Origin of the sequence: Pseudomonas sp. PP3, assembly GCF_905336995.1 — a bacterium.
Classification (GTDB): Bacteria; Pseudomonadota; Gammaproteobacteria; order Pseudomonadales; family Pseudomonadaceae; genus Aquipseudomonas; species Aquipseudomonas reinekei.
Window position 1 is genome coordinate 62,756 of sequence record NZ_HG995459.1, and the last position, 16,250, is coordinate 79,005.

A 16,250-nucleotide genomic window follows, 5' to 3' on the forward strand; every position below is an offset into this window, starting at 1 on the left:
GCGCCCGTACTGGCAGCTTAAACATGTCTGTGTTCACCCCCCTGGCTCGGCCCGAGCTGGAAGCTTTTCTCGCCCCTTATGGCCTCGGCCGCCTGCTTGATTTCCAGGGGATTGCCGCCGGTAGTGAAAACACCAATTTCTTCATCAGCCTCGAGCAAGGTGAATTCGTCCTGACCCTGATCGAGCGCGGCCCGGTCCAGGAGATGCCGTTCTTCATCGAGTTGCTCGACGTGTTGCACGAGGCCGAACTGCCGGTGCCTTACGCGATCCGCACCACCGATGGCGTGGCGCTGCGCGAACTGGCCGGCAAGCCTGCGCTGTTGCAACCGCGCCTGGCCGGCAAGCACATCAAGCAGGCCAACGCGCAGCATTGCGCGCAAGTGGGCGAGTTGCTCGCGCATCTGCACCTGGCCACCCAGGCGGGAAACATGATCAAGCGCAAGACCGATCGTGGCCTGGACTGGATGCTGGAGGAGGGCGCGCGGTTCTTGTCGCACGTGAATGCCGAGCAGAATGAACTGTTGCAGCGGGCGCTGGAAGAAATCACCCAACAGAAAGAGAAAATTCTGGCGCTGCCTCGCGCCAACATCCACGCGGACTTGTTCCGCGATAACGCGATGTTCGAAGGCACGCACCTGACCGGGCTGATCGATTTCTATAACGCCTGTTCGGGCCCGATGCTCTACGACGTGGCAATTGCCTTGAACGACTGGTGTTCCGATGACGACGGTTTGATCGACGGAGCGCGAGCGCGGGCCTTGTTGGGCGCTTATGCGGCGCTACGTCCGTTTACCGCCGCTGAGGCCGAGTTGTGGCCGACCCTGTTGCGGGTGGCGTGCGTGCGGTTCTGGTTGTCGCGCTTGATCGCGGCCGAATCTTTTGCCGGTCAGGACGTGTTGATTCACGATCCGATGGAGTTCCAGTTGCGCCTGGCTCAGCGGCAGAAAGTCATTACACCGCTGCCTTTCGCGCTCTAAAAGCAAAAAATCAGCTATGCGTAACTCTGTAGGAGCCGGCTTGCTGGCGATGGTTGTTAACGATAACGCGTAGGGCATGGATAAACGCGGTGCCCTTGCGTTCCATCGCCAGCAAGCCGGCTCCTACAAGGGCTGCGATCTTTTGATGGGGTTACAACGACTCCAGGCACCCTGCCAAATCATTCCCCAATTTCTCCAGCACCTGCTCATACCCCTGAGCAGTCGCCGGGGTGTACCCGCCCAGCGCATCCAGCTCCGCCAGTTTCACCGGCAGGCCCGCCACCAGGGTTTCCGCCAGACGCGGGCGCAGTGGCGGCTCGCTGAACACGCAGGTTTTGCCGACTTCCTGCAATCGCGCACGCATCGCCGCTACGTGCTGGGCGCCAGGTTGTACTTCCGCCGCGACGCTGAATACGCCCGCATGCTTGAGACCGTAAGCGTCCTCGAAGTAGTCAAAAGCCTCGTGGAACACGAAGTAAGGTTTGCCTTCAATGCCTGCCAGGCGTTTTTTCAGGCGAGCATCGAGTGCATCCAGACGCTCATCGAACGCCTTGAGGTTGCTCTGATAGCGCGCTGCGTTGGCAGGATCGGCAGCGCTGAGGTCAGTGGCCATTTTCGTGGCGATGACCCGGGCGTTGATCGGTGACAGCCACAAATGCGCGTCCAGGCTGCCCGGGCGATGATCGTGGTCATGTTGGTCAGCTTCTTCGGCGTGGGAGTGGTTATCTTCGGCGAAGTGGCGCAGTTTCAACCCCGGCAGATCCTGAACGGCAACGCTGGGCAACGTACGCCCATTGAGCACGCGCGGCAGGAACCCTTCCATGCCCGGACCGATCCAGTACAGCAGGTCGACCGACTGCACCTTCCGTACGTCGGAAGGGCGCAAGGCGTAGTTATGCGGCGAAGCACCTGGCGGCAGCAATACCTCCGGAATCGCCACGCCGTCTTGCACGGCGGCGGCGATCAGTTGCAGCGGCTTGATGCTGGTGAGGACTTTAACCTCGGCTTGCGCTGAACCGATCAGCAGAAAACTTGCGATAAATGCGACGAAGATAGAAAAAAGTCGGGACACGATGACCACTCGAAGAGGCGAGAACGGGTAACATAATAACGTCTCTCACAAAACTCGTCGCCGCTCATGCCTAAAACACCGATTGCCAGCCGTCCCCACGACCACTCTCATTGCGTGCACAGCGCTCTGTCTGAGGCCGATGCCTTGTGCGCACGTCAGGGTTTGCGCCTGACTGCGTTGCGCCGGCGGGTGCTGGAGCTGGTGTGGCAAAGCCACAAGCCATTGGGCGCCTACGACATTCTCGCAGTGCTCAGCGAGCAGGACGGTCGCCGTGCTGCGCCGCCAACCGTGTACCGCGCGCTGGATTTCCTGCTGGAAAACGGCCTCGTGCACCGCATCTCTTCCCTGAACGCCTTCATCGGCTGCAATCACCCGGAGCACGCCCACCAGGGCCAGTTCCTGATTTGCCGCGAATGCCACGCCGCCATTGAGCTCGAGCAGAAATCCATCAGCGACGCGATTATCGCCAGCGCCCAGGATGTGGGGTTTGTCGTTGAGGGCCAGACCGTCGAAGTGATCGGTCTGTGCTCGGGTTGTCAGGGGGCTTGATGAGCAACGCGCTGATCCGACTCGAACAGGTTGCCGTTACGTTTGCCGGGCAGCAGGTGCTGGACAACATCGAGCTGAGCGTCGAGCCGGGGCAGATCGTCACCCTGATCGGCCCCAACGGCGCGGGCAAGACCACGTTGGTGCGTGCCGTGCTCGGGTTGTTGAAGCCCGACAGCGGCAGTGTCTGGCGCAAGCCGAAACTGCGGGTCGGCTACATGCCGCAAAAACTGCATGTTGATCCGACCCTGCCGCTGTCGGTGTTGCGCTTCTTGCGCCTGGTGCCGGGCGTGGACCGTGCGATGGCCTTGGCCGCGCTCAAGGAAGTTGGCGCCGAGCAGGTGATCGACAGCCCGGTGCAAAGTGTTTCCGGCGGTGAAATGCAGCGCGTACTGCTGGCTCGCGCTTTGTTGCGCGAACCGGAATTGCTGGTGCTTGACGAGCCGGTGCAAGGCGTCGATGTGGCCGGCCAGGCAGAACTCTACAGCCTGATCACCCGCCTGCGTGACCGTCACGGCTGCGGTGTGTTGATGGTTTCCCACGACCTGCATCTGGTGATGAGCACCACTGACCAGGTGGTGTGCCTCAATCGCCACGTCTGCTGCTCAGGCCACCCTGAACAAGTCAGTGGCGATCCAGCCTTCGTCGAGCTTTTCGGAAAAAACGCACAGAGCCTGGCGATTTATCACCACCACCACGACCACGCACACGATCTGCATGGCTCGGTGGTCAAGGCGCCCGCGTCGGGCCATAACCATGTTCACGGAGATAGCTGCAAGCATGGCTGATTTTCTGCTCTACGCCCTGCTTGCAGGTCTGGCTCTGGCAGTTGTCGCGGGCCCGTTGGGGTCTTTCGTGGTCTGGCGGCGCATGGCTTATTTCGGCGACACCCTGTCCCACGCGGCGTTGCTGGGGGTGGCGCTGGGTTTCCTGCTGGATGTCAGCCCGGCCGTCGCGGTGACTGTAGGCTGCTTGCTGTTGGCGGTGTTGCTGGTGACATTGCAACAGCGCCAGCCACTGGCGTCCGACACGCTTTTGGGAATTCTCGCACCGAGTACTCTCTCTCTGGGGCTGGTGGTACTAAGCTTCATGCACGAAGTGCGGATCGACCTGATGGCCTATCTGTTCGGCGACTTGCTGGCGATCAGTCCGACCGATCTGGCCTGGATTCTCGGCGGCAGCGCGGCCGTGCTGGCCCTGCTGGTGGCCTTGTGGCGGCCATTGCTGGCGATCACGGTGCATGAGGAACTGGCCAGGGTCGAAGGTCTGCCCGTGGCGGGGTTGCGCATGGCGCTGATGTTGCTGATCGCCGTGGTGATTGCCGTGGCGATGAAAATCGTCGGCGTATTGCTGATTACTTCGTTGTTGATCATTCCGGCGGCTGCGGCACAACGTCACGCCCGTTCACCGGAACAGATGGCACTGGGCGCGAGCCTGCTGGGCATACTCGCTGTGTGTGGCGGGCTGGCGCTGTCCTGGTTCAAAGACACCCCGGCCGGCCCGTCGATTGTTGTGACGGCCGCCGCACTGTTTCTGCTGAGTTTTGTTCTGCCCCGTCGAGGGGTGTAGACTTGCTCGTTTTTTGCGCAAATAGAGAGTCGCAGGAATGAAGTCGTTCGCCTCCCGTTATCTGCTCCTTGTCGCATTTTCTTTGCTGCTCGGCGCTTGCCAAAGCACGCCACCGGCGGCCCCCGAGGTCCCGGATGCGCAGGCCACGGCCATTGCACAGCTTGAGCAAAGCCTGGCCAGCAGCGAGCTGGCCACCGCCGAAGGTCAATTGGCCGCGTTGCAGGCCGAGTCCCCCAACGACCAGTCCCTTGAGCAATACCAGCGGCAACTGGCCGAAGCCTACTTGCTGCGTAGCCAGATCGTGCTGCAAAAAGGTGACGTGAATGCTGCCGCGACAGCATTGGCCCGCGCCCGCGCGCTGATGCCCAAGGCGCCGGCATTGACCGGAGGCGTCAACGGCCCTATCGCAGAAGCCCGCAAGGCTGAACTGGAGAAAGCCGAAGCAGCGCTGAAAGCTGCGGAAGCCATGCCAAAAGCCAAAGTCATCGACCCGACAGCTGAAAGCACCACGGTGGCGCTGAACATCAACGATATGGGCAAGTTGCGTCGCCAACTGGACGCCATCGCCGCCGATGTGGTGAATTATCAGTGTGACGTAACCGTTCAGGCACCGCGTACCGATGACTATCCGTGGCTAGCCAATTTGCTGACCAAGCGGGTGAAGAAACTCGATTCGCAGTTTGATCTGAACATCGAAAAGCAGATTCTGCGCAGCGTGCCGGCACAGATGGTTCTTAGCCCGCGCAAACCCTGAAAAAAGATCGCAGCCTGCCGCAGGCTGCGATCTTTTGCTTTTAGGCTGGAATCGCCTTCGCCTTCGGCTCCCTGTCCCAAACCCGATGCTGCCCGATCGCCGCAAAAAACGCCTTGAACAACTTGGCGTCCGTACCCACGATCAACCCCGCATCTGCCTCCAGTTTCAGCACATCCAGCAACTGCTTCGCCTCACCATGCAGGGCAATCGCCTTCAAATGCTTGTAGGCTTCCAGCACGTAATGAAGCGCCACGCCATCACCACTCAATGCCTTGATCGACGCCGCGCCGCCGGGCACAAACACCGCGTCGAACGCCACTGAAGGCATACCTTCCATGGAGGCATCCACTGGCAGCGCCTTACCGTCGGCGGTTTTCACAGGGGCCGAAGTCGGTCCCAACAGCTTGGCGTGAGCGCCTTCGGCTTCCAGCGCTTTCTTCATCGCATCAATCGCGGCGCCGTCCACACCATCGGCTGCAAGGATCGCCACTTTGCGGGTTTTGATGTCAGCAGGCAGCAAATTGGCCTGGCTCAAGGCCGGCGAGCGCTCCAGGGATATTTTCGGCACCTCGACCGTCCCGGCCTTCGGCGCAGGCAACCCAAGGTTCTGCGCCACGCGCTTGGCCAGTTCCAGGTCGATATTGGCCAGGATTTCATTGACCTGCCGGGCACGAATGAACTCACGCTCGACCTTGCCCAGCTCGAAGCTGTAGGCCGAAATGATGTGCTCCTGTTCGTGTTTGCTCATGCTGTGGAAAAACAGCCGCGCCTGGGAGAAATGGTCGCCGAACGATTCGCTGCGCTGACGGATCTTGTTGGCGTCGATGCGCTCCGGATAGCTCTCGAAACCGCCGTCCTGTGCGGCGGGCGGCGTTTCCTTCGGCCAGCCGCCATCGATGGAATTCGGTTCGTAGGCTGCACGGCCCTTATCGATGGTGGTGCGATGCAGCGCATCCCGTTGGCCGTTGTGAAACGGTGCTACCGGACGGTTGATCGGTATTTCATGAAAGTTCGGCCCGCCGAGTCGGCTGATCTGCGTATCGGTGTAGGAAAAAAGCCGACCTTGCAGCAAGGGATCGTTGGAAAAATCGATGCCCGGCACGATATGCCCCGGGCAGAAAGCGACCTGCTCGGTTTCGGCAAAGAAGTTGTCCGGGTTGCGGTTGAGCGTCATTTTGCCAAGCGGCGTAATGGGCACCAGTTCTTCCGGGATCAGCTTGGTCGGGTCGAGGATGTCGAAATCGAAGGCGTGTTCGTTTTCCTCTTCGATTACCTGTACGCCAAGTTCCCATTCCGGGTAGTCCCCCATCTCGATGGCTTCCCAGAGATCTCGACGGTGGTAGTCAGTGTCTTTACCGGCGAGTTTCTGCGCCTCGTCCCACACCAGCGAACAAGTCCCGGCGGTGGGGCGCCAGTGGAATTTGACGAAGCGCGATTTCCCTTCGGCATTGATCAGGCGGAAAGTATGCACACCGAAGCCCTGCATGCTGCGCAGGCTTTTCGGGATGGCCCGGTCGGACATGGCCCAGATCACCATGTGGGCCGATTCCGGAACCAGGCTGACAAAGTCCCAAAACGTATCGTGGGCCGAGCCGCCGGTGGGGATTTCGTTGTGCGGTTCTGGTTTGACCGCGTGGACGAAGTCCGGAAACTTGACGGCGTCCTGAATGAAAAACACCGGCATGTTGTTGCCCACCAGATCGAAGTTGCCTTCGTCGGTGAAGAACTTAACGGCGAAACCTCGTACATCACGCACGGTATCGCCTGACCCACGAGGACCCTGCACGGTAGAAAATCGTACGAATACCGGTGTTTTCTGGCCAGGATCCTGTAGGAAACCAGCCTTGGTCAGTACGGAGTGGTTCTCGTAGGTCTGGAAGAAACCATGAGCGCCGGTACCTCGGGCATGCACGATGCGCTCGGGAATGCGTTCATGGTCAAAATGCGTGATTTTTTCACGCATGATGAAATCTTCCAGCAACGAAGGACCGCGGGCCCCGGCTTTCAGGGTGTTTTGATTGTCCGCCACCTTCACGCCTTGATTAGTGCGCAAGGCCTGGCCGGTGGCGTCGGAGCGAAAATTTTCCAGGCTGTCGAGCTTGGTGCTGGTGTTGCTGCGGTCCAGGGTATCGGTCCCGGCCATTGCGCTCTTGGGGGCGGCAGGCTTCTTGGTACTCATCAGGCATCTCTCCTCAGGCATTTTCGGGGTGCCTAAGTAGTGACTAGTGCTGTTTTTAGCCGTTCCTTTTATCTGACCTTTGATCGCGTTATTGCCAAATCGCTGGATGAATGCGAAATAAATGCTAAGAACCTCTATACGGACAGGCTAAAATGCGCGCCCGGCTAACCGCTGACCCTTTTCCAACGCGCCCCACAAGGTTCGCTACGTGATCGAGTTTCAAAACGTCCATAAAACCTACCGCGTCGCCGGTAAGGATATCCCCGCCCTGCATCCGACCAGTCTGACGATTGAGAACGGTCAGGTCTTCGGCCTGATCGGCCATTCCGGTGCGGGAAAAAGTACCCTGCTGCGTCTGATCAATCGCCTGGAAAACGCCAGTGGCGGCAAGATCTTTGTCGATGGCGAAGAAGTCACGGCGCTGGACGCCAACGGTCTGCGCCGTTTCCGTCAACAGGTCGGGATGATCTTCCAGCACTTCAACCTGCTGGCGTCCAAGACCGTTGCCGACAACGTCGCGCTGCCGCTGACGCTGGCCGGTGAAATGTCTCGCGGGGAAATCGACCAGCGCGTGGCTGAGTTGCTGGCGCGGGTCGGTCTGTCCGATCACGCCAGGAAATACCCGGCGCAGTTGTCCGGTGGCCAGAAGCAGCGTGTCGGCATTGCCCGCGCCCTGGCGACCAAGCCAAAAATCCTGCTGTGCGATGAAGCCACCAGCGCCCTGGACCCGCAGACCACCGCGTCGGTCCTGCAATTGCTGGCCGAGATCAATCGCGAACTGAAGCTGACCATCGTGCTGATTACCCATGAAATGGATGTGATCCGCCGGGTCTGCGATCAGGTCGGAGTCATGGACGCTGGCGTGATCGTCGAGCAAGGCTCGGTGGCCGAGGTGTTCCTGCATCCAAAACACCCGACTACCAAGCGCTTCGTGCAAGAAGACGAGCAGATCGACGAAAGCGAACAGCGTGACGACTTCGCTCACGTGCCGGGTCGCATCGTGCGTCTGACCTTCCAGGGCGAAGCGACCTACGCGCCGCTGCTGGGTACCGTCGCCCGCGAAACGGGTGTGGACTACAGCATCCTCGCCGGTCGCATCGATCGCATCAAAGACATCCCTTACGGGCAACTGACCCTGGCCGTGACGGGCGGTGACATGGAAGCGGCCTTCGCCCGCTTCACCGCAGCCGACGTCCACATGGAGGTGCTGCGCTAATGGAAGCCCTGACAAGTTTCTTCGCCAATATCGACTGGTTCGAAATCTGGCTGGCCACCGGCGACACCCTGCTGATGCTTGGCGGTTCGTTGTTGTTCACCGTACTGCTCGGCCTGCCGCTGGGTGTGTTGCTGTTCCTCTGCAGCCCGCGTCAGTTGCTCGAAGCCAGAGGCGTCTACGCGATGCTGTCGTTGGTGGTGAACATCCTGCGTTCGCTGCCGTTCATTATTCTGTTGATCGTGATGATCCCGTTCACGGTGCTGATCACCGGCACCTCGCTCGGTGTTGCCGGCGCGATCCCGCCGCTGGTAGTGGGCGCCACGCCGTTCTTCGCGCGACTGGTGGAAACCGCCCTGCGTGAAGTCGATCGCGGCATCATCGAAGCGACACAGGCCATGGGCGCGACCACGCGGCAGATCATCACCAACGCCTTGCTGCCGGAAGCCCGTCCGGGCATCTACGCTGCGATTACGGTGACAGCCATCACACTGGTGTCCTACACCGCCATGGCCGGTGTGGTCGGCGCGGGTGGCTTGGGTGACCTTGCGATCCGTTTCGGCTACCAGCGTTTCCAGACTGACGTGATGGTCGTCACGGTGGTGCTGCTGCTGGTACTGGTTCAAATACTGCAAACCGTCGGCGACAAACTGGTCGTCCACTTTTCCCGTAAGTAAGACTTGAGCCGGCCATTCGCTGGCAGGCGCCAAACGGGCGCCTCACATGGAGTTAGCTGAATGAAAAAACTACTCGTCGCGTTCGCTGCCGTTGCAGCGTTTTCCGCCCACGCCGCCGACACCCTGACGGTCGCGGCCACGCCGGTCCCGCACGCAGAAATCCTCGAATTCGTGAAGCCGGCCCTGGCCAAAGAAGGCGTGGACCTGAAAGTGAAGGTCTTCACCGACTACATCCAGCCGAACGTGCAGGTGGCGGAAAAACGCCTGGACGCCAACTTCTTCCAGCACCAGCCGTACCTCGATGAGTTCAACAAAGCCAAGGGCACCAATCTGGTTTCCGTGGCCGGCGTACACCTGGAACCGCTGGGTGCTTACTCCAGCAAATACAAAACGCTGGATGAGCTGCCAAGCACCGCCACCGTTGTAATCCCGAACGACGCCACCAACGGCGGTCGTGCGCTGTTGCTGCTGGCCAAGGCTGGCGTGATCCAGTTGAAGGATGCGAACAACATCCTGTCGACCGTCAAGGACATCACCGCCAACCCGAAGAACCTCAAGTTCCGTGAACTGGAAGCCGCCACCATCCCGCGCGTGCTCACCCAGGTCGACCTGGCCTTGATCAACACCAACTACGCGCTGGAAGCCAAACTCGACCCGGCCAAGGACGCACTGGTCATTGAAGGCAGCGACTCGCCATACGTGAACATCCTCGTTGCCCGCCCGGAAGACAAAGACAGCGAAGCGATGAAAAAACTGGTGGCTGCACTGCACAGCCCGGAAGTGAAAGCGTTCATTCTTGAGAAGTACAAAGGCGCGGTCGTGCCGGCGTTCTGATCCGAAGCACGCGCTACGAAAAAGGGGACGCTACAGGCGTCCCCTTTTTCGTTTCCGTGTCCCGTCCTGAATAAGGTTTACACCTTCTGACCCATTCTCAGGAGGGAGTAATGAATACGGGAGAAAGGCGCAGTCAGCGTGATTACACGCTGACCTTTAAATTGTCGGTCGTCGATCAGGTCGAAAAAGGCGAGTTGAGTTATAAAGAGGCTCAAGAGCGCTATGGCATTCAGGGTAAAACGACCGTACTGAACTGGTTACGCAGGCATGGTCGGCAGGACTGGAGTCAAGGCGCGTCCATTCGCTCCAAGAGACCCCGTTCCATGGATGAGCCCGATAAACCGCTGACACCCGAACAGCGAATCAAAGAGCTTGAAGAAAAGCTTGCCCAAGCCAACCAGAAAGCTCAGTTTTTCGAAGCCGTCGTTGACGTTTTGAAGAACGACTTCGGTGTTTCTGTCGTAAAAAAGCGATCCGGCAAGTCCTCTCCCAAGGGCAGATCCAAGGCCTGAGCATCAGTAGGGCTTGCCAGTTCATGGGGATTTCCCGTCAGGCTTATTACAAGCGCAACCGGGCGTGTGATGCCCGGGCCTGTCATGCCCAGGAAGTGATGGGATTCGTGAGGGAAAAGCGACTTAGGCAGCCGCGCCTTGGCACCCGAAAACTTCACAATCTAATGCGCACTGAGCCAGAAGTGTCCGTAAAGGTTGGTCGAGACCGTTTATTCGATATCTTGCGAGATCGGCGCGAACTGGTTCCCCGCAGACGGGCCTATCACAAAACGACAGACAGCCATCATCGCTTTCACCGGCATCCAAACCTGCTCAAAGATGGGCCTATTCAGGTAGTCGCCAAGGCGCCAGAGCAAGTATGGGTTGCGGACATCACCTACTTACCGACGCAAACGGGTGTGGCTTATCTGAGTTTGATCACCGATGCGTACTCCCGAAAAATCGTGGGGCACCATGTCCATGAAAGCTTGCACACCGAATCGGTGATCCAGGCGTTCAACAAAGCCCTCAGGCAGCGGACAACGGAGCAACGCCTGGTGCATCACTCGGATAGAGGCGCCCAATACTGCTCCGAGCTTTATCAGCGGCTGCATGCCAAATACGGCATCACCTGCTCAATGACCGATGGCTACGACTGCTACCAAAACGCATTGGCTGAGCGTGTGAACGGGATTTTGAAAAACGAGTTATTGCTGTATCGCCCCAAAGATTTTGCAGAGGCCATCCGGATGGTGGACGAGTCGGTGCAGATCTATAACAACGAGCGGCCTCATCTGTCGCTGAAATACAAAACGCCCGATGCGGTGCATCGGGCGTTTTGAGGCTGAAACAGGTGTAAACCTATTTCAGGACTAGACACCGATCTGCCGTAGCCTGCCTTAGAAGTCTGAAAAGCTGTAGGGCTGAAGCTCGGCGATTTGGGACAGCAGGGTGAGATGTTCCACCGCCTTTACTTTCTGAAGATGATCAAGGGTATCCGGACCGCCGAGCATCAGGGCTGGGACGAAGCCGTACATCTCGTCGTGGCGGAGGGTGCCGAGTTTTTTCTTTGTTGGTATGAACAGGTCGCCATAATCGTTGGAGTCCACATTTCTGGAAAGCAGAAAAGCCTGCAGTTCTCTGTCCATATCGTCATTAATGATTTCGAGATTTTTGACTACCACACGAGAAAGTACGCTGGTTATCTTAAGCGAAAATCCGGTTTTCTCGCCCCAGAGATACAAGTCGCCAAAGGCGCTCCGAGCAATCAGATGGTATGTGTCAACCTCTTCAAAACGAGTTCCTTCAATCCAAGATGCCACCACACCCTCGTATTCTTGTGGATTAACGATCCAGAAAATACCGCCGCCATAACCGCACCAACCGTGTTCCGCCCAGTATTCAAGCAACTGATTAGGCAGCTTGCCTTTGTAGTGTTCAATACTAGACGTCGGTACTTCTCGCCGATCAATGGGTCCACCAAACGTATCCAAAAAAATGGAAAAAAATTCGTCCATTCAAAATCCCTTGAATTTCACCCAGCCGAGTAAATTGCGTGTCTAACCTTTACAGGTCCGAAAAACTGTATGGCTGAAGTTCGGCGATTTGGGAGAGCAGGGTGAGATGTTCCACCGCCTTCACTTTCTCAAGATGATCAAGGGTATCCGGACCGCCGAGCATCAGCGCTGGAACGAAGCCGTACATCTCGTCGTGTCGCAGGGGGCCGAGTTTTTTCTTTGCTGGTATGAAGAGGTCGTCATAATCATTTGTTTCCACATCCATGGTTAACAAAAAATCTTGGAGTTCTCGATCCATTTGTTCATTTGTAATTTCACAGTTGTCAAAAATAAATCGCGAAAGAAAGCTAGTTATCTGAAGAGAAGATCCCGTTTTCTCGCCCCATAGGTACAAATCACCAAAGGCGCTACGAGCAATCAGGTGATAATTGTCCTTTTCTATTAGTTTTGTTTCTTCAATCCAGGATGCCACCACTCCTTCATATTCCTGAGGATTGACGATCCAGAAAATCCCGTCTCCGTAACCAGACCAGCCATGCTCTGACCAATATTCCAATAACTGATTGGGTAGTTTGCCTCGGTAGCGATCGATGCTAGAAAGCGGCACTTCCCGCCGATCGATTGCCCCACCGAATTTCTCTAAAAATCTGGAAAAAACTTTGTCCATTCAGTACCACCTTAGTCCTTTGACGACTCCGAGCCGAGCCACGGAGCCCATCGTCTACAGATCCGAAAAACTGTAGGGCTGGAGTTCGGCGATTTGGGAGAGCAGGGTTAAATGTTCCACCGCCTTCACTTTTTCAAGATGATCGAGGGTATCCGGGCCGCCGAACATTAGGGCTGGAACGAAGCCGTACATTTCATCATGACGCAGGGGGCCGAGCTTTTTCATCGCTGGTTTAAAAAAGTCGCCATAATTGTTGTATCTAACTTCCGTGGAAAGAAGAAAGTTTTGCAACTCTTTATTCAACTGTTCCCCTGAAAAAATCGAGGTATGGGTTGTATATCGTGAAAGGCAACTTGTGATTGTGAGCGAAGCACCCGTTTTTTTACCCCAAAGATGCATGTGACCAAAGGCACTGCGTGCGATGAGATAATAATTATCCAGCGCTTCAAATTTAGTTCCTTCAATCCAAGATGCTACAACCCCCTCATACTCCTGCGGGTTCACGAGCCAGAAAACTCCCTCACCATAGCCGCACCACCCGTGCTCGGCCCAGTACTCCAGCAATTGAGTGGGCAGCTTGCCCCGGTAACGCTCGATGCTTGATACAGGCACCTCCTGCCGATCAATCGGTTCTCCAAATTTTTCTATAAAACGGGCAAATACTTTATCCACGTCAAACGTCCTTAATTAATTAACACTTATGCAGTTTCACATTGAGGAAGGTTGACCCTCGCATGGATGGAGGAACGCTTTCAGCCGCAGCCTTCAGGTTAGCGATTTTCGGCCTCCACTGCGGCCCGATACTGGAGTTGACTTGACGATCACCAAAGTCCGCGATGATATCCTTCCCACCAGCGCTCAAATCGGGATTATGCAGTCCTGCAAGATTTGACATTGTTTCTTTGGCTTTTTTGATGGCCGCATCTTCTGCGTCGAATGGGTCCAATGTTTGCGAAAACTCACCTTGGAAACGCTTTTGCAGGTTTGCTTCTAGAGCCTCTCGGGCTTGCCGAGCGGCTGTTTTACTCCGCTTCACCGGATTAGCAATATTCTCCAAATACTCATCAACCGTCAGCCGATTCAGCCCGTCCTCCTGTCCCTTCAACTGCCGTTCGAATTCTCCGATTTTAGACGCTGGCAGCTTGTCCGCTTTGAAGCATTCGACTTTATGAAGCGGCATCGCGTTTGGCTTGTCACGGGGCGGGTTTTTGTCTTTGCCCGGTGGGTGATTCGGCGGTGGTGCAGGGTCCTGATGGCTCAGAGCGCCTCGGCGCGGTGCTGAGGTTTGCAGGTCGGGGCGCTTTTTCAGGGCGTCTTCGTGCTTGAGCATCCATTCGCCTAACCGCGCGCCTTTGGGGCTGGCGCGCATCTCCTGGGCAAGGACGCCCGCATTGCCTCGACCACGGGTGAGGTAAGCCACGATGGCGCCCAGCAGCAGGACAACAACCTCCACATGGCCTCGTGCAATCTCTTGGGCGGCGCTGTATCGGGCAGTGGAATCATCCGGCCTGAACGGGTCTAAACCGCCCTCACTGCGTGGGCCGTTCCACGCGATGTGGATGCCACGCCAGTAGTAGTCGCCAATGCGTGGCAAGCCTTCGGTGAAGAACTCGGCAACGGACGTCAGGCCCAGAATGCCCAATATCCACGTGCTGACTTGCAAGCCCATCGCAGCGCCAGCCGCACCCATGGGAATGGCGCCTGCTCCACCGAGAAATGCACCGGTCCCTGCGCCGATGGCTCCACCGATCAATACACTGCCGGCAACGATCATTGCCATTTGAGCGACGACTTCGATCAGCTCGTTAAGGATGCTGGCGATATCGATGTCAGCGAAGCGTTGTCTCAATAAGCGAGCCGCTTCCCACTCAGCCTCGATGAAGGCAGACCTGACGCAATTGACCCGACGGATATTGAGCGAGACGGAGGGCGCGGGTTCGTTGAAGTGAGTGCGATACCGGGCGCCTCCCTGGTAACCCATCTCTCGAGTGATGCGGTTTTCTATCTCGTGCCACGTGGGCACCCTGTGCCATAAAAACATCAATTGTCTCCCTGACAATTCGCTCCTTGGATGCACGCATCAAGTTGTACGTGGGCAAAGGACCGAGGCACAGGGGGGCCGCATGACCCAAAAGATCAAATCGGACGCGTCCTACACGCGTTGCGGAAACAGGGAAGTTAACTGTGTTGGGTTTTGTGCTCCCAACTGTGTGCCGGGCGCCGGAACGAGAAAAACCCCGAAGGTGAAGAACACACCGATCGGGGTTGTTGACTGCTAGATGAGTTAGCGGGTCAGGCTGTGTTGCTTGGCGAGTATCGCCGCCATTTCCGGATCTTCCAGATGATCAAGTACTCGCTCGACCAACAAATGCACCCCGTCGGCCATGCGACTGATTGCCAAGGCCACAGAGCGGCGAGAACCGTCCACATCATCGGCGAGATCTGCGGCGATGGCGCTGATTGACAGCAGGTCTTCTGAGGCGTTGGCGAGTAGGGCTTCGGAATGTATGCCGGGGCAAACACTGAAGAGTTGACCGTTGTGTTTGGGAGTTTTCTTTTCGGCTGGAGGGAAATGATGGTCGAGGGCGCGTTCGGCGGCTTCGTGGAGCTTGGTGGAATCTGGGGATTCGTAAGGTGATATCGGATCGGTATCCGGCGGATTCGGCGTAACTTTGAACATGTCTGCAAACTCCGAAATATTGCCTCAACCACTTCGCGACTAAACGAAAGGGTGGCGGCTGTACGCAGGTTAGTCGACCGGGGGAGTTAGCAAAACCGGCGCGCCCGAGAGCGCCCTGCGCACAGTCACCATTAAATACAGATACGAATATCTGACTGAACGGAACGCTGTGCAGCTTACTAACAACCTCAGGCGACTAAACCTGACCACTGATGGGCAGTGGCAGGGAAACGATAGAGGCCAAGGTTAAGGCGCACAAGCCGGCGGATTCTGGCGTACCTGTAGGCAACGGCACAAGGTTTTGTAGCTTTCATGAAGTAACTTTGAGGGATGTTAAACAGCCCTTGTTAAGTTGCGTTTGCTCGGAGTAGGAATGGTGTTTAGAGCGATGAAATCGTCCCGAAAATTGAGGAAGCCTCCGACGTCTTTTTAGGGTTGGCGGTCGGAAGCGTGACAGTTAGCGTGATGTCTCCAAACATCTTATGGATATTCACTATGCCCAAAGACACCGAGTCACACGCCGGATCACAAGTGGAAAGCACTGCTCCATACGTCGCCGGTTCTACAAAGGAACGTCACGATGCCGTTGATCGAGCTCTCGATTTTTACCTGAAACCGATACCAGCAAAATCAGCTGCAATGCAGGCTCCCGGTAGTATTTTTGTAGTTGCGCCCGATGTGGACAATGAAACGTTATTAGCCCACGCCTGCGAATCGCTGGCGTCGGCAGGTGCGATGGCCAGTGAGTTTGCCGGGGGTTTGGAAGGGGTTAGCCGTAAGGCGATGTTGGCACTTCAACAGGTCATCATGCTAAGTGAGTTGGCAGTGAGTCGAGTGCTCGATAATGTTGGCTCGACTCGCAATTCGTAAACCTCCCCTAAAATACCGGCCTCTGCCAAGAATCCTTTGGTGTGCTACCCGGCCTCAATGAAGGCAGACCTGACGCTGTTGGTCCGACGGAGAATGAGCGAGCGGGAGGGAGGGAGCGGGTTCGTTGAAGTGCGTGCGATACCAGGCTCCTCCCCGGTAACCCATCTCTCAAGTGATTCGGTTTGATCTCGCGACACGTGGGCT

The 16,250-nt window shown here is 57.1% G+C and carries 17 protein-coding genes; 10 read left to right on the forward strand and 7 right to left on the reverse strand.

Going from position 1 to position 16,250, the window contains the following annotated elements; translation table 11 throughout:
- The first annotated feature begins 23 nt into the window (after positions 1–23).
- The gene (locus KHO07_RS00285; protein ID WP_212626195.1) at positions 24–977 is read left to right on the forward strand and encodes a homoserine kinase; all 954 of its coding nucleotides are present in this window, start codon (positions 24–26) and stop codon (positions 975–977) included.
- A gap of 151 nt (positions 978–1,128) precedes the next feature.
- Here KHO07_RS00285 and KHO07_RS00290 read toward each other — a convergent pair whose 3' ends face one another.
- On the reverse strand, positions 1,129–2,049 hold the full coding sequence (locus KHO07_RS00290) for a zinc ABC transporter substrate-binding protein (protein ID WP_150733988.1): 921 nt from the start codon (positions 2,047–2,049) through the stop codon (positions 1,129–1,131).
- Between the two features lie 66 nt (positions 2,050–2,115).
- On the opposite strand from KHO07_RS00290, the gene zur reads away from it, so the two are divergent.
- Genes zur through KHO07_RS00310 form a run of 4 tightly spaced genes read left to right on the forward strand, consistent with a single transcriptional unit; the run spans position 2,116 to position 4,918 of the window.
- Entirely contained in the window at positions 2,116–2,598 is a 483-nt protein-coding gene (gene zur, locus KHO07_RS00295; protein ID WP_075946891.1) for a zinc uptake transcriptional repressor Zur, read from the forward strand.
- Complete coding sequence (znuC, locus tag KHO07_RS00300; RefSeq protein ID WP_212626196.1) at positions 2,598–3,383, forward strand: zinc ABC transporter ATP-binding protein ZnuC; 786 nt, start codon at positions 2,598–2,600, stop codon at positions 3,381–3,383. Before zur ends, znuC begins: the two co-directional genes overlap by 1 nt.
- Positions 3,376–4,164, forward strand: coding sequence for a zinc ABC transporter permease subunit ZnuB (gene znuB, locus KHO07_RS00305; RefSeq protein WP_150733989.1), 789 nt, complete (start codon positions 3,376–3,378; stop codon positions 4,162–4,164). The genes znuC and znuB overlap by 8 nt, the downstream gene beginning before the upstream one ends.
- Positions 4,165–4,201: 37 nt before the next feature.
- Entirely contained in the window at positions 4,202–4,918 is a 717-nt protein-coding gene (locus tag KHO07_RS00310; RefSeq protein ID WP_212626197.1) for a PA5502 family lipoprotein, read from the forward strand.
- 40 nt (positions 4,919–4,958) lie between these two features.
- Here KHO07_RS00310 and katE read toward each other — a convergent pair whose 3' ends face one another.
- The gene (gene katE, locus KHO07_RS00315) at positions 4,959–7,097 is read right to left on the reverse strand and encodes a catalase HPII (RefSeq protein ID WP_244858260.1); all 2,139 of its coding nucleotides are present in this window, start codon (positions 7,095–7,097) and stop codon (positions 4,959–4,961) included.
- Between the two features lie 208 nt (positions 7,098–7,305).
- Here katE and KHO07_RS00320 point away from each other — a divergent pair, with 208 nt between their 5' ends.
- The 4 genes from KHO07_RS00320 to KHO07_RS00335 all read left to right on the forward strand — a co-directional run bounded on the left by KHO07_RS00320 (position 7,306) and on the right by KHO07_RS00335 (position 11,154).
- Positions 7,306–8,313: a methionine ABC transporter ATP-binding protein gene (locus tag KHO07_RS00320; RefSeq protein ID WP_150733992.1), complete on the forward strand. Its 1,008-nt coding sequence runs from the start codon at positions 7,306–7,308 to the stop codon at positions 8,311–8,313.
- Complete coding sequence (locus tag KHO07_RS00325; RefSeq protein WP_075946886.1) at positions 8,313–8,987, forward strand: methionine ABC transporter permease; 675 nt, start codon at positions 8,313–8,315, stop codon at positions 8,985–8,987. The genes KHO07_RS00320 and KHO07_RS00325 overlap by 1 nt, the downstream gene beginning before the upstream one ends.
- Positions 8,988–9,047: 60 nt before the next feature.
- A complete protein-coding gene (locus KHO07_RS00330) occupies positions 9,048–9,821 on the forward strand; it encodes a MetQ/NlpA family ABC transporter substrate-binding protein (RefSeq protein WP_212626199.1) in 774 nt (257 codons plus the stop codon).
- Positions 9,822–9,931: 110 nt separating this feature from the next.
- A protein-coding gene (locus tag KHO07_RS00335) for an IS3 family transposase (RefSeq protein WP_212624898.1) occupies positions 9,932–11,154 on the forward strand; the annotation gives its coding sequence in 2 pieces (ribosomal slippage) (positions 9,932–10,283 and positions 10,283–11,154; 1,224 coding nt in all).
- Between the two features lie 57 nt (positions 11,155–11,211).
- On the opposite strand, the gene KHO07_RS00340 is transcribed toward KHO07_RS00335, so the two are convergent.
- From KHO07_RS00340 to KHO07_RS00360, 5 genes are all read right to left on the reverse strand, one after another.
- Entirely contained in the window at positions 11,212–11,829 is a 618-nt protein-coding gene (locus KHO07_RS00340) for a GAD-like domain-containing protein (RefSeq protein WP_212626200.1), read from the reverse strand.
- 49 nt (positions 11,830–11,878) lie between these two features.
- Positions 11,879–12,496 (reverse strand): GAD-like domain-containing protein, encoded by a 618-nt coding sequence (locus KHO07_RS00345; RefSeq protein WP_150733996.1) that lies wholly within the window; start codon positions 12,494–12,496, stop codon positions 11,879–11,881.
- A gap of 54 nt (positions 12,497–12,550) precedes the next feature.
- Positions 12,551–13,168 carry a GAD-like domain-containing protein gene (locus KHO07_RS00350; protein WP_212626201.1) on the reverse strand — a complete coding sequence of 206 codons (618 nt, stop codon included), beginning with the start codon at positions 13,166–13,168 and terminating at the stop codon, positions 12,551–12,553.
- A 19-nt stretch (positions 13,169–13,187) separates the two neighbouring features.
- Positions 13,188–14,537 carry a DUF6861 domain-containing protein gene (locus tag KHO07_RS00355; RefSeq protein WP_212626202.1) on the reverse strand — a complete coding sequence of 450 codons (1,350 nt, stop codon included), beginning with the start codon at positions 14,535–14,537 and terminating at the stop codon, positions 13,188–13,190.
- Between the two features lie 243 nt (positions 14,538–14,780).
- On the reverse strand, positions 14,781–15,176 hold the full coding sequence (locus KHO07_RS00360) for a DUF6124 family protein (protein ID WP_212626203.1): 396 nt from the start codon (positions 15,174–15,176) through the stop codon (positions 14,781–14,783).
- Positions 15,177–15,671: 495 nt separating this feature from the next.
- Between KHO07_RS00360 and KHO07_RS00365 the strand changes: the two genes are divergently transcribed.
- A complete protein-coding gene (locus tag KHO07_RS00365; protein ID WP_212626204.1) occupies positions 15,672–16,046 on the forward strand; it encodes a DUF6124 family protein in 375 nt (124 codons plus the stop codon).
- Positions 16,047–16,250: the final 204 nt, after the last annotated feature.